This is a genomic window from Arthrobacter oryzae, from assembly GCF_030718995.1.
Taxonomy (GTDB): Bacteria; Actinomycetota; Actinomycetes; order Actinomycetales; family Micrococcaceae; genus Arthrobacter; species Arthrobacter oryzae_C.
This window is the reverse complement of the sequence record NZ_CP132204.1, coordinates 347141-359243: the sequence shown is the minus strand read 5'-3', so window position 1 is coordinate 359243 and position 12103 is coordinate 347141. Positions and strand designations below refer to the sequence as shown.

Here is a 12103-nt window from a genome sequence, read left to right as displayed (position 1 = left end):
CTGAACCGGGAAGAACCGTGACCGGAAGCGCCGTGACGGGAAGATCGGCCGCCGGCCGCCTGGCCGGGTGGGAGCGGAGGCTCCACGTCGGCGCTCATCCTGTGGCCTACCCGCTGATCCGCGGGCTGGGGAAGCTCCGGCCCGTTGTCCGGCTGCCTGGCCTGGGGGTACTGGTCAGCGAGGCCTCCCTGGTCAGGGAAGTGCTGATGGACGCCGGCTACTCGAAGTCGGGGGCCACGGCTTCCGGCGCGCTGTGGACCCCTGTGGTGGGTCCCCGTGCCCTGCTGAATATGCACGGGGAAGAGCACCTGGAGCTGCGGCGCCGCCTCAACGGCCTGTTCACGCCGCGGGCCGTTGAAGCCATCGTCACTCCGGCGGGCGAACGGCTGCGCAAGCGGCTGGCTGCAGGTCTGGAGCGTGGCGGTTCGGTGGAGTTCGTCGGGCTGGTCAAGGAACTGTCCGGGGGAGTCATCAGCAGGCTTTTGGGCGTCCCGGACGATCCGCCCGGCCGCCTGCCGGACAGCGAGCTCTTCACCCTGGGCACCTCCATCACCTCGCTGGTTAGGCTGGGGCGGCCACGGCTGACAACGCCCCAGGTCGCACAGGCGAAGGCCGCCGTCGAAATTCTGGCCGGACCTGTACGCAACGCCTACCGTAGCGATGACGCCTCCACCTTTCCGGGCCGGCTCCGGTCCCTGGGACTCGGGGAGGACGAAGCGGTGGGGATTGTCAGTGCCTTTGTGATCGCCGGGACCGAAACCCTGGTGTCCTACGTTCCGCGGCTCGCCGCGCTGCTGTTCGACGACGGCAGGCTGCCGGCGCTGGCGGCTGACCGCAGCGGCCTGCCGGACGCCGTCAACGAAGGCCTGCGGTACACGGCACCGTCGCCGATGATGCTCCGTGAGGCCACAACGGCCGGTCGGCTGGGCGGTGTCCGCATCAGCCCGGGCGACCGTATCCTGCTGTCGACGGTGCACGCCGTCAAGAGCCTGGGCGGTTTCGACCCCGGAACGCCCATCCCGCCGGCCGCCCGCCAGCTGTGGTTCGGGGCGGGAGCCCACTTTTGCATCGGAATGCCGCTGGCGATGGCAGAAATCAACTGCGCATTGACCGTGCTGCTCGACGAATATGCCCGCGGTCCGTGGCGCATCCGCTCGCGGACCGTCAGCCGGAACGTGCTCATTCCGCACTACAAGTCACTGGAGCTGACCCGTGCGAACTGACCTCCCGGATGACCTCATCGCCGCTGTGTACGACGCCGCTGCGAAGTACCCGGACCACCCGGCCATCACGGCACCCGGCAAACGCAGCGGAAAACCGGGAAAGACCATCAGCTACCGGGACCTTGCCGCCGGGATTGAATCCACCGCCGCGGGCCTGCGGCGCGAAGGATTCGGCCCGGGGGAGCGCCTGCTGTTTTCCGTGCGGCCGGGTCCGGCGGCGTTCACGCTCGCCTTGGCGGCCGTCCGGGCCGGCGGGGCCATCGTGTTCATCGATCCCGGAGTTGGTCCCGAACTTTTCCGGAACAGGACGGCGCTCGCGTCGCCGCGATGGGCGGCCTCCGAGTCGCTGCTTTATGCGCTCAGCGCGCCCGGCCCGCAGCGGCGCCTTGCCCGGCGGCGGGGCCTGCTGCTGCCGGACTACGGAGCCATGGAGGTCCGGCACTTCCACTCCGGTCCGTGGCTTCCGGGGGTCCCGTTCACGTCCACCAACATCCGCGCCCTGTCCCGCAGCGCTTCCCGCGCCAGTAAGTACGACGGCGGAGCTCACGACGGCGGCAGGCCGGACTGGGTGCCGCCGGTTGACGCGGCGCCGGGCCAGGAAGCGGTCATCATCTTCACGTCCGGCACCACCGGGAAGCCTAAGGGCGTGGTGCACAGCCGCGGCACCCTGGCGGCCGGCTTCGGCCAGTTGAGCACACGCTGCACGTTCGCGGCCGGCGACCGCATCCACTCGGAACAGCTGATGATGGGCCTGCCGGCCCTGATCGCCGGTGCCCACTGGACCATGCCGGCGTACGGGTTGTCCGCCACCATCGATCCGCTGCGGTTCGCGGCCGAGCTGGGATCGACGCCTGGCCGGAAGGCGGCCACCCATGTGTTCCTGGTGCCCTCGCAGCTGGCGCCGATCCTTGACGCCGTGGAGTCAGGACAGCTGGTGTGGCCGGACACGCTGAAAACGGTGATGCTGGGCGCCGCCCCCGTGCTGGCCCCGTTCCTGGCGCGGGCTGCCGGTCTCCTGCCCGGAGTGCGCTTCCATTGCATCTACGGAATGACCGAAGTCCTGCCCATCGCGATCGCGGACGGGCACGAGAAACTGGACTTCGCGTCCGGACGCACCGCGGAATCCCTGACCGCGGACGGCGCCGGGGAGGGCGACTACCTCGGCGGGCCGCTGCCGGGCGTGCGCTTCCGCGTGGCGGACGACCACGAACTGATCGTCTCCGGGCCCAACATGTGTCTGGGTTACCTCGGCGAGGACACCATGGACGAGCACGCCACCGGTGACCTCGTGAGAGTGGACCACGGCCGGCTCGTCCTGCTGGGGCGCAAGAAGGACATGATCATCCGCGGCAAGACCAACATCTACCCGGGCCTGTACGAGCCGGTCATTGCCGGTATCGACGGCGTGGCCCAGGCCGCGATGGTCGGCGTCCCGGACGGCATCGGCGACGAAGCGGTGTGGCTCGCTGTCGAACCCCACCAGGGACAGGACCACGCGGCGCTGCTGCGGACCCTCCGCCGCGAACTGCCCCTGCTCATCGACGAATCGGCCCTGCCCGACAGGATTGAGGTCATGCCCAAACTGCCGGCGTCCGGCCGGCACCGCAAACCCGACCGCGTAGCCCTGCGGGCGCTCTTCGCAGACCGCAGGCCGGAAGGGAGCCCGCTGCGTGACCGGCCCTCGGAAGGAGCGCCATGAGGATCGCCGTGACCGGGGCCAGCGGTTTCGTCGGCGGAGCTGTTGCCGAAGCTGCTGAGGAGCAAGGCTGGGAGGTGGTCCGGTATGGCCGGCGCCCGCTCCCCGGCGTGACGGTGTGGGACCTCAGCGCGGGGCCGCTGTCCAACCCGCCGGAAGTTGACGCCGTCGTGCATTCCGGAGCACACGTTGCGGACTGGGGGCCGCCGCAGATCTTCCACCGCGTCAATGTCCTGGGGACGGAGGCCGTTGCAGCGGCGTTCCCGTACGCGCGGCTGGTCCACATTTCCAGTTCCAGCGTCTATCCGTGGTGGCAGCCGTGCGTCGACCGGCCGGAGAACCCGGTCGCGGGCCGGTACCTGAACGCCTACTCCAGTTCGAAGGCCTTAGCCGAGGCAGCGGCGGCGCGGCACGCCAATGCGCTCATCCTCCGGCCGCACGGCGTCTACGGCCGCGGTGACCGGACGCTCCTGCCCCGCCTCATTAGCAACGTGAACCATAACCGGCTGCTGAGCGTCGGAGGCCCGGATGTCCTGCACCAGCTGACGTCCATCGGGAACCTGGCCCGGGCAGCGCTCGCCGCCTGCACCTCGGACGTCACCGGTCCCGTCAACGTGGCGGACCACCGGCCCGTGGCCCTGGGCAGAGTGCTGCGGGAAGTGCTGGACGCCACCGGCCGGTCCGAGGTCGAACTCGGCTTTATCCCGATGCGCGCGGCGATGATGCTGGCGGCGTCCCTGGAGGCGATGGCCGGCGTGACGCGCAAGCCGCCGCGGCTGACGCGCTATGCCGTCAGCCAGCTTGGATTCGAGCGCACTTACTGCACGGGCCGCTTGCGGGGCGAGCTGGGAGTGGACCCTGTCCCGAGCTGCTTCGCCGGTGCGGGACAATGGATCAGAGACCTGGGATGAACGCATCCCGCCAGCGAGACGAAGCACTGAGGTATACATGGCATTCGGACAGCCCCGGATCGAATACAAGACCAACGCCCAAATGCGCACCATGCACGAGGCAGGCCTGGTCCTGAGCCGCGCGCTGGACGCTGCGGTGGCGGCAGCCGTTCCGGGTGCCACCACGGCGCAGCTGGACACAGTATTCCGCGCAGTCCTGGACGAGGCAGGCGCCAAGTCCAACTTCCTCGGCTACCACGGGTTCCCGGCCACCATCTGCACCTCGGTCAACGAGGAAGTGGTCCACGGGATCCCGGGCAGCCGCGTGCTGAACGACGGCGACATCATCTCCATCGACGGCGGCGCGATTGTGGACGGCTGGCACTCCGACTCGGCCCGCACCGTGATTGTGGGAACCCCCGATCCGGAGGACGTCCGGCTGTCCGAGGTCACCGAGGAAGCCATGTGGCGTGGCATCGCTGCCCTGGCCACGGGGAAGTTCGTCGGGGACATCGGCTGCGCGGTGGACGACTACGTCTCCTCCGTTCCGGGCAAGCCGCTGGGCATCCTGGAAGACTATGTGGGCCACGGCATCGGCTCCGAAATGCACATGGCGCCGGACGTGCTGAACTACCGGACCAGCCACCGCGGCCCCAAAATCCGGCCGGGACTGTGCTTGGCCATTGAGCCCATGCTGGTCCGCGGCAGCATCGAGACGGCCGTGCTCGACGACGACTGGACCGTGGTGACCACCGACGGCAAGCGCTCCTGCCAGTGGGAGCACTCGGTGGCCGTCCATGAAAAGGGCATCTGGGTCCTGTCAGCGCCCGACGGCGGTGCGGAGCGGCTTGCGTCGCTGGGCGTGGTCCCCGTCCCCATCCCGTAGGTTTCGCGCCTGGCGACGCGGAAAATCCCTGGCGCACCCGGAATTCCGGGTGCGCCAGGGATTTTGCGTATCGCGGGACGTTCTGCGTATCGCGGGACTTTTTGCGCGTCGAGACCGCGCGTCAGCTCTTGAGCTTGGGCTTGACGTCCTTCGTGTAGATGCCCTCCAGCGTGGACTTCAGCGCGGTCATGGTGGCCTTCACGTCGCCCTGCTGGGTGAGGATCTTCGCTGCGGCCTTGGCCATTTCCTGGTCTGCGCCGGGCAGGAACACCCGGGCGTTGTCCTGGACGCGGGTGGCTGCCAGCTGGTCCATGGCGGTCTTGATCTGCGGCGTCTTGGCCAGGACCGCGGTCATGTCGGCCGAAACACGCGTGGGCATGTATCCGGTGGCCGCCGAGAACTCCGCCGTGTTCTCCGGCTCCGTCATGAACTTCAGGAACGTGCCGGCGGCCAGCTGTACTTCCTTGCTCACGCCGCTGGGGATGCCCAGGCCGGCGCCGCCCGTGGGGCACACGCCGCTGTCCACTTTGGGGCCGCCCGGCAGGAAGCCGACTCCCACGTTGAACTTGGCGGACTTGAGCACACCCAGCAGGGACCCGGTGGACGAGATGGTGGACGACGTGATGCCCGCGGCGAAGTCGTCAGCGGCCTCCTTGGAGGAAACACCCGCCCAGCCGTCCTTGTAGATGGAATCCTGGGCCCACTGCAGCGCCTCCACGGATTCCGCCGAGTCGCAGTTGATGGTCCACTCATTGGACCAGCTGCCGCCCCAGCCCCAGAGGTTGTTCTGCAGGGTCCAGCCCGCGTAACCGGCCAGGGCGGGGTAGATGTAGGCGTACTGGGCGCCTGAGCTTGCCTTCAGCTTCGGTGCCCATTCGGCAAACTCCTGCCACGTCTTCGGAGCCCGGTCGGGCAGACCCGCAGCCTTGAAGTGGTCCTTGTTGTAGTAGAACAGCGGCGTGGACCGCCCATAGGGGAGGGCCCACTGCTTGTCGTCATACTGGTAGTCGGCCACGAGGGACTTCTGGAAATCATCCACCTTGATGTCCAGCTCCTTGACAAGGCCGTCCAGCGGGATGATGTTGCCGTTGGAGAAGTAGCGGAACCACCACACGTCGGAGAGGACCACAACACCCGGCAGCGCCTCCTTGGCCGCCTGCGAGGTCTGGAACTTCTGGGCGATTTCCTCGTAGTTGGCGCCGGCGGTCACCAGGTTCACCTTGATGTCCGGGAACTTGGCATGGAACTTCGCGATGATGGACTTTTCCACGTCCTGGGACTTGCCCGGGTGGTTCGTCCAGAAGTCGATGGAGGCGGCCGGCTTGACGCCGCTGAAGTCGATTTCGGCAGCCTTGCTCGCAGGCGTTGTTCCGCCGGTGGACGGGCCGCCGCATGCTGACAGCGCGGCAGCGCCGGCTCCTGCGCCGGCCAGCCCAAGGAAATGCCTGCGGTCTAAATTCATACCCATTGTGGATCCTCTCAAAGGTGATTGCTCATGCTGACTCGTTGTACGGGTGGGATGACAGGTGGTGCGGAGGAAGCGTTAGCCGCCCGGCAGGCAATCGCTGGCCCTAGCCGGTGACGCTGCCCTGAGTAAGGCCGGCCACGATGTAGCGCTGGAGTGCCGCGAACACCACCAGGATGGGGACGATCACCAGAACGGCTCCCGCCATGAGGATGCCCCAGCCGGAGCCGTTGCCCTCGGAGTTCTGCAGCAGCGTGAGTCCCACGGGGAGGGTCATGGTTTCCGGCCGGTCCGTGATGATGAGCGGCCAGATGTAGTCGTTCCACTCGCTGACCACGGTGACCAGGGCGACGGTGGCGATTGAGGGGACCGAGACCGGGACCACGATCCGCCAGAGACGGCGCCAGTGGCCGGCGCCGTCGATCTCCGCGGACTCCAGGATGGAGGCCGGCAGCGTCATGAAGTGCTGGCGAAGCAGGAAGGTGCCGAAGGCGGTTCCCAGGCCGGGGAGGATGATGCCCCAGAGGGTGTTCTTTCCGCCCATCCCGGCGATGAGGATGTAGTTGGGCAGGATGGACACCTGCGGAGGAACCATCAGGGCGACGAGGATCAGCACGAAGATGGCGTTCTTGTAGGGGAACCGTACGAACACCAGGGCGTAGGCGGTGAGGATTGCCAGCAGCACCTTGATGGTGGCGCCCACCAGCGTGACGATGGTGCTGTTCAGGAAGAACTGCGCGAACGGCACCGTGGTCATGGCGATGTTGTAGTTCTCCAGGTTCAGGGTTTCCGGAAGAAGCTCTAGGTCCATGGTGATGATCTCGCCGGGCTGCTTGAACGAACTCAGGATCATCCAGAGCAGGGGCAGGAACACCACCAGGGTTGCCAGGATCAGCGGGATGTAGCCGCCGGCAATGGTCTGGACGATGTTGGCGCGGGAGAGCGGCCGGTTCGTGCTCACGAGTAGTGCACCTTCCGTTCTACGAACCGCAGCTGCAGCACGGTGATGATCAGCAGGATGGCGAAGAGCACCACGGAGATGGACGCAGAGTAGCCGGCCCGGTTGAAGGCACCGAATGCCTGGAGGTAGGCCTCGTAGATCAGCGTGCTGGTGCCGTTGCCCAGGGGTGTCATGATCCTGATCAGGTCGAATGCCTGCAGCGAGCTGAGCATCGTGGTGATCAGCAGGAAGAACGTGGTGGGGGAGAGCAGCGGGACGGACATGCTCAGGAAGCGCCGGAAGCCGTTGGCGCCATCGAGGGAGGCGGCCTCCATGACGTCCTGCGGGAGCGACTGCAGCCCCGCAAGGTACACCACAGCGCAGTAACCCAGGTTCTTCCAGACGTACACGATGATCACCATGACCAGTGAGAGCTGCGGATCGTTGATCCATTGGGGGCTCTGCTGGCCGAGCCCGCGGAGGATCCAGGCCAGGACGCCGTAGCCCGGATCGAAGATGAAGAGCCACACCAGTCCCACGCCCACGCCGCTGAGAACATAGGGCGCAAAAACGGCGGATCGCGCAAAGGTGGTCCCGCGGACCTTGGAGTTCAATGCGAGTGCGATCAGCAGGCCCAACACCATGGAGCCGCCCACCGTTACCAGCGTGAAGACCGCCGTGGTGCCGAGCACCTTCGCGGCATCGGCACTGGTGAAGAACGTGACGTAGTTGTCCAGCCCCACGACGGTGGCCGACGCCGACCCCAAGGTCCAGTCCAGCGTGGAGTAATAGACGTTGTTGATGAGCGGGAGGTAGGTGAAGACCGCGATCAGCACCAGGTTGGGCAGCGCGAGGGCAAGGAAGACGAAGAAGTCCCGCCGGGTCCTGCCGGACCATTTCGGCCGGTTCCGCAGAGCCGGACCGGCGTCCGCGACGGCGGGCGGCCTGTCAGTCAGTTGTCGTGTCATTCGGTCTCTAACGGATCCGGGCCTGCGTAATACAGGCCTGTGGGCGTGGGGATTTAGCTTCACTTCACCACATGGTTGGTGGGCAGAATCCCGCACAAGGCCTCGTCAGAGGTTTGTTATTCAAGGCTTCCTTGCCCGTTAACGCTGTGTTGCAGGCAGTATTGCATAACGTTTGTTTTGCGGGGCGGAGGCGCTCCCGCGGGTCGCCGAATGCGCGGGAGTGGACACTCAGTTATTCCAGAGGCGCACAATGGAGCCATGGGAGCGATTACCGACGTCACCGGGATCCGGGTAGGCCACATCCAGAAAATCGGGTCTGGATCAGAACAGGCGTCCGACGGCGGCTGGCTCACCGGGGTGACCGTGGTGCTGCCACCGCCCGGAACTGTGGGCTCCGTTGACGTCCGCGGCGGCGGACCGGCCACCTTCGAAACCGATGCCCTGGACCCCGCCACCCTCTCCCAGCAGGTGGATGCTGTGGTGCTCACCGGCGGCAGTGCCTACGGACTCGTCGCAGCGCGCGGTGCCCAGCGCTGGTGCGAGGAGAACGGCCGGGGACTCGCCGTGCCCGGCGGACTCGTGCCGATCGTCCCGGCTGCCGCCATCTTTGACCTCGGCCGCGGCGGTGACTTTTCCGCCCGCCCCGACGAGGGGATGGGTTACGCCGCAACTGCCGCCGCTGCCGCCCAAAAGGAAGGGCACGACGTCGAACGCGGCAACGTGGGCGCCGGCACCGGTGCGGTTCTCGCCCGGGGGACCTACAAGGGCGGCGTGGGGACGGCATCCGCCACCCTGGAGAACGGCATAGTCATAGGGGCGCTGGCAGTGGTCAATGCCGTGGGGTTGCCGGTGGGTGTCCGTGATGGAATTCCCGAACCCTCCGCGCGCCCGGGAGGGAAGGCAGCCCCGCCCCTCAACACCACGCTGGTCGTCGTTGCCACGAATGCCGTGCTGACCAAGGTGGAGTGCAAGCGGACCGCCTCTGCCTGCCATGCGGGAGTGGCCCGGGCGCTGAACCCGTCCCATACCCTGGCGGACGGTGACACCGTGTTCGCGCTGGCGACTGGCGCCGTCGAACTTCACAGCAGCCCCGACGCCCCCCGGCTGTTCAGCCTCATTGCGCTGCAGAGCGCGGCTGCCGACGTCGTGACTGAAGCCATCCTGGACGGCGTCTCGCAGGCGAAGGGCATCTCAACTCCGGCAGGGGTATTTGCTGCGTACGGCCCGGTAGTGCGCTACCATGGTCCGATTTAACATTCCTGCCGAGATGGCGTAGTGTTGTCTGTTGGTTGTCTGCCCTGTTTGCGCCCTTTTGCGGTCGGAAGGCAGCAGCCAATCAATCAAAAACGTTCGCAGTCATGTCCGGTGCCAACCGGGAGGCTGCGGCAACAACAGTTAGCGGAGGGTATGGCCAAGAAGGACGGGGTCATTGAGATCGAGGGCGTTGTGACTGAGGCGCTGCCCAATGCGATGTTTCGCGTTGAGCTCACCAACAAGCACATCGTTCTGGCGCACATCTCTGGAAAAATGCGCCAGCACTACATCAGGATTCTCCCTGAGGACCGGGTAGTGGTGGAGCTGAGCCCGTACGACCTCACACGTGGTCGTATCGTCTACCGCTACAAGTAAACACTGGGCGGCCAGAGCATTAGCCGAAGGCCGGTCCAGTCGACCAACTGCAACACGCAAAGGAACGCCATGAAGGTCAAGCCGAGCGTCAAGCAGATCTGCGAAAAGTGCAAAGTGATCCGCCGTAATGGCCGGGTCATGGTGATCTGCGAGAACCCGCGCCACAAGCAGCGCCAGGGCTAATTTCCCTTCACGGGAAACCCTGGGTTGCTAACCCACGCAAGTAAATAAAGGCAGCACAAGCTGAACTGGGACATTAGCTCGAAAGAGCCCGGACAGCTAACCCCCGGTCGGAGGCTGGGGCCGCACTGAAAGTGCGGGTGTACTGCCTACGACCTCCGGTTTATACAAGGAGTACCGCCACTATGGCTCGTCTCGCTGGCGTAGACATTCCCCGCGAAAAGCGGCTGGAAATTGCGCTTACTTACATCTACGGCGTGGGCAAGACCCGTGCACACGAAACCCTGGCTGCTACCGGCATCAGCGCTGACGTTCGGGTCAAGGACCTGACGGACGCACAGTTGGTTGAGCTGCGTGACTACATTGAAGGCAACTACAAGGTTGAGGGTGACCTTCGCCGCGAAGTGGCCGCTGATATCCGCCGCAAGGTTGAAATCGGCAGCTACGAAGGCCTGCGTCACCGCAAGGGCCTGCCCGTACGCGGACAGCGTACGAAGACCAACGCCCGTACCCGCAAGGGTCCGAAGCGCACCGTCGCCGGCAAGAAGAAAGCCGGCCGCTAGAAATAGCTGCTGACTTTCCCCCCATAACTTTCTGTAGGAGAAATAATGCCCCCGAAGACTCGTGGCGCGGTTCGCAAGCCGCGTAAGAAGGACAAGAAGAATATCGCGCTGGGCCAGGCGCACATCAAGAGCACTTTTAACAACACCATCGTTTCCATCACGGATCCGAACGGTGCTGTCATCTCCTGGGCTTCCGCCGGTGAGGTTGGCTTCAAGGGCTCACGTAAGTCCACCCCGTTCGCCGCCCAGATGGCTGCCGAAGCTGCTGCAAAGCGCGCCCAGGAGCACGGCCTGAAGAAGGTTGACGTGTTCGTCAAGGGACCGGGTTCCGGCCGCGAAACCGCAATCCGCTCGCTGCAGGCCGCCGGCCTGGAGGTTGGCTCCATCCAGGACGTCACCCCCGCCGCGCACAACGGCTGCCGCCCGCCGAAGCGCCGCCGCGTCTAAGACGTTTCCAGCAGCTGGAGCTTGCCCGGACCTTCGCGGGTCCGGGCAGGCCCAGCCGCGTTAAGTCTTCAGACCGAATTTCCACCACCTGTGTTGCGTCATATAGCGGATGCTCGCCGAAAGGAAACCTAAGTGCTCATTGCACAGCGCCCCACCCTCTCTGAAGAGGTCGTCTCCGAAAACCGCTCCCGTTTCATCATTGAACCGCTGGAGCCGGGCTTTGGATACACTCTCGGAAACTCCCTCCGCCGTACCCTGCTCTCCTCCATCCCGGGCGCTGCTGTAACCAGCATCCGGATCGATGGCGTGCTGCACGAGTTCACCACGGTTCCGGGTGTCAAGGAAGATGTCACCGAGATCATCCTGAACATCAAGAACCTGTCGGTTTCCTCCGAGCACGACGAGCCGGTTGTTGCCTACCTGCGCAAGCAGGGCCCGGGAGTCGTCACCGCCGCGGACATCGCTCCGCCGGCCGGCGTCGAATTCCACAACCCGGATCTGCACATTGCCACGCTGAACTCGAAGGGCAAGTTCGAACTCGAACTGACCATCGAGCGCGGCCGCGGCTACGTTTCGGCAGCTCAGAACAAGTCCGGCGATTCCGAGATCGGCCGCATCCCGGTCGACTCGATCTACTCGCCGGTGCTGAAGGTTACTTTCCGCGTGGAAGCCACCCGTGTTGAGCAGCGCACTGACTTCGACAAGCTGATTGTCGACGTCGAGACCAAGCAGGCCATCGCCCCGCGCGATGCCGTTGCTTCCGCAGGCACCACCCTGGTGGAACTGTTCGGTCTGGCCCGCGAGCTGAACACCGCAGCTGAAGGTATCGAGATTGGCCCGTCGCCGACTGACGCTGCCCTGGCAGCTGACATGGCCCTGCCGATCGAGGATCTGGACCTTACCGTCCGTTCCTACAACTGCCTCAAGCGTGAGGGCATCCACACCGTGGGTGAACTCGTTGCCCGCTCCGAGGCCGACCTGATGGACATCCGTAACTTCGGTGCGAAGTCCATCGACGAGGTCAAGGCCAAGCTGGTTGAACTGGGTCTGTCCCTCAAGGACTCCCCTCCCGGTTTCGACCTGGCAGCACGCGCCGCAGCCATCGAAGAGGACGACGCCGCGTTCAGCGACGACGAGCTCTAACAAGCAGATCTTGGCCGGCTGGCTGGATGCACCATGTTGTGCGCAGCCCACCGGCTTCCATATGAGGAGAAAC

General features: G+C 65.6%; 13 protein-coding genes. 10 read left to right on the top strand and 3 right to left on the bottom strand.

Annotated elements, in window-relative coordinates; genetic code table 11:
• Positions 1–17 precede the first annotated feature (17 nt).
• The 4 genes from Q8Z05_RS01630 to map are packed head-to-tail and all read left to right on the top strand — an operon-like array spanning position 18 to position 4695.
• Positions 18–1223 (top strand): cytochrome P450, encoded by a 1206-nt coding sequence (locus Q8Z05_RS01630; protein ID WP_305941794.1) that lies wholly within the window; start codon positions 18–20, stop codon positions 1221–1223.
• Entirely contained in the window at positions 1213–2922 is a 1710-nt protein-coding gene (locus Q8Z05_RS01625; protein ID WP_305941793.1) for a class I adenylate-forming enzyme family protein, read from the top strand. The genes Q8Z05_RS01630 and Q8Z05_RS01625 overlap by 11 nt, the downstream gene beginning before the upstream one ends.
• On the top strand, positions 2919–3830 hold the full coding sequence (locus tag Q8Z05_RS01620) for an NAD-dependent epimerase/dehydratase family protein (RefSeq protein WP_305941792.1): 912 nt from the start codon (positions 2919–2921) through the stop codon (positions 3828–3830). The genes Q8Z05_RS01625 and Q8Z05_RS01620 overlap by 4 nt, the downstream gene beginning before the upstream one ends.
• A gap of 37 nt (positions 3831–3867) precedes the next feature.
• On the top strand, positions 3868–4695 hold the full coding sequence (map, locus tag Q8Z05_RS01615) for a type I methionyl aminopeptidase (RefSeq protein WP_305941791.1): 828 nt from the start codon (positions 3868–3870) through the stop codon (positions 4693–4695).
• A 121-nt stretch (positions 4696–4816) separates the two neighbouring features.
• Here map and Q8Z05_RS01610 read toward each other — a convergent pair whose 3' ends face one another.
• The 3 genes from Q8Z05_RS01610 to Q8Z05_RS01600 all read right to left on the bottom strand — a co-directional run bounded on the left by Q8Z05_RS01610 (position 4817) and on the right by Q8Z05_RS01600 (position 8068).
• Positions 4817–6163: an ABC transporter substrate-binding protein gene (locus tag Q8Z05_RS01610; protein ID WP_305941790.1), complete on the bottom strand. Its 1347-nt coding sequence runs from the start codon at positions 6161–6163 to the stop codon at positions 4817–4819.
• Positions 6164–6266: 103 nt separating this feature from the next.
• Entirely contained in the window at positions 6267–7121 is an 855-nt protein-coding gene (locus Q8Z05_RS01605) for a carbohydrate ABC transporter permease (RefSeq protein ID WP_305941789.1), read from the bottom strand.
• Positions 7118–8068, bottom strand: coding sequence for a carbohydrate ABC transporter permease (locus Q8Z05_RS01600; protein WP_305941788.1), 951 nt, complete (start codon positions 8066–8068; stop codon positions 7118–7120). The genes Q8Z05_RS01605 and Q8Z05_RS01600 overlap by 4 nt, the downstream gene beginning before the upstream one ends.
• A 258-nt stretch (positions 8069–8326) precedes the next feature.
• Here Q8Z05_RS01600 and Q8Z05_RS01595 point away from each other — a divergent pair, with 258 nt between their 5' ends.
• The 6 genes from Q8Z05_RS01595 to Q8Z05_RS01570 all read left to right on the top strand — a co-directional run bounded on the left by Q8Z05_RS01595 (position 8327) and on the right by Q8Z05_RS01570 (position 12030).
• A complete protein-coding gene (locus Q8Z05_RS01595; protein WP_305941787.1) occupies positions 8327–9322 on the top strand; it encodes a P1 family peptidase in 996 nt (331 codons plus the stop codon).
• Between the two features lie 153 nt (positions 9323–9475).
• Positions 9476–9697, top strand: a complete 222-nt coding sequence (gene infA, locus Q8Z05_RS01590; protein WP_009358723.1) for a translation initiation factor IF-1 — start codon at positions 9476–9478, stop codon at positions 9695–9697.
• Positions 9698–9766: 69 nt separating this feature from the next.
• Positions 9767–9880: a 50S ribosomal protein L36 gene (gene rpmJ, locus Q8Z05_RS01585; RefSeq protein ID WP_009358722.1), complete on the top strand. Its 114-nt coding sequence runs from the start codon at positions 9767–9769 to the stop codon at positions 9878–9880.
• A 182-nt stretch (positions 9881–10062) separates the two neighbouring features.
• The gene (gene rpsM, locus Q8Z05_RS01580; protein ID WP_011692780.1) at positions 10063–10440 is read left to right on the top strand and encodes a 30S ribosomal protein S13; all 378 of its coding nucleotides are present in this window, start codon (positions 10063–10065) and stop codon (positions 10438–10440) included.
• Between the two features lie 45 nt (positions 10441–10485).
• The gene (rpsK, locus tag Q8Z05_RS01575; RefSeq protein ID WP_011692779.1) at positions 10486–10887 is read left to right on the top strand and encodes a 30S ribosomal protein S11; all 402 of its coding nucleotides are present in this window, start codon (positions 10486–10488) and stop codon (positions 10885–10887) included.
• A gap of 132 nt (positions 10888–11019) precedes the next feature.
• On the top strand, positions 11020–12030 hold the full coding sequence (locus Q8Z05_RS01570) for a DNA-directed RNA polymerase subunit alpha (protein WP_011692778.1): 1011 nt from the start codon (positions 11020–11022) through the stop codon (positions 12028–12030).
• Positions 12031–12103: the final 73 nt, after the last annotated feature.

Excerpts from the sequence above, each read along its gene's own strand:
- map (WP_305941791.1), top strand. The coding sequence starts at position 3,868 with ATGGCATTCGGACAGCCCCGGATCGAATACAAGACCAACGCCCAAATG.
- rpsK (WP_011692779.1), top strand. The coding sequence starts at position 10,486 with ATGCCCCCGAAGACTCGTGGCGCGGTTCGCAAGCCGCGTAAGAAGGAC.
- Q8Z05_RS01595 (WP_305941787.1), top strand. The coding sequence starts at position 8,327 with ATGGGAGCGATTACCGACGTCACCGGGATCCGGGTAGGCCACATCCAG.
- Q8Z05_RS01610 (WP_305941790.1), bottom strand. The coding sequence starts at position 6,163 with ATGGGTATGAATTTAGACCGCAGGCATTTCCTTGGGCTGGCCGGCGCA.
- infA (WP_009358723.1), top strand. The coding sequence starts at position 9,476 with ATGGCCAAGAAGGACGGGGTCATTGAGATCGAGGGCGTTGTGACTGAG.
- Q8Z05_RS01600 (WP_305941788.1), bottom strand. The coding sequence starts at position 8,068 with ATGACACGACAACTGACTGACAGGCCGCCCGCCGTCGCGGACGCCGGT.
- rpsM (WP_011692780.1), top strand. The coding sequence starts at position 10,063 with ATGGCTCGTCTCGCTGGCGTAGACATTCCCCGCGAAAAGCGGCTGGAA.
- Q8Z05_RS01620 (WP_305941792.1), top strand. The coding sequence starts at position 2,919 with ATGAGGATCGCCGTGACCGGGGCCAGCGGTTTCGTCGGCGGAGCTGTT.
- rpmJ (WP_009358722.1), top strand. The coding sequence starts at position 9,767 with ATGAAGGTCAAGCCGAGCGTCAAGCAGATCTGCGAAAAGTGCAAAGTG.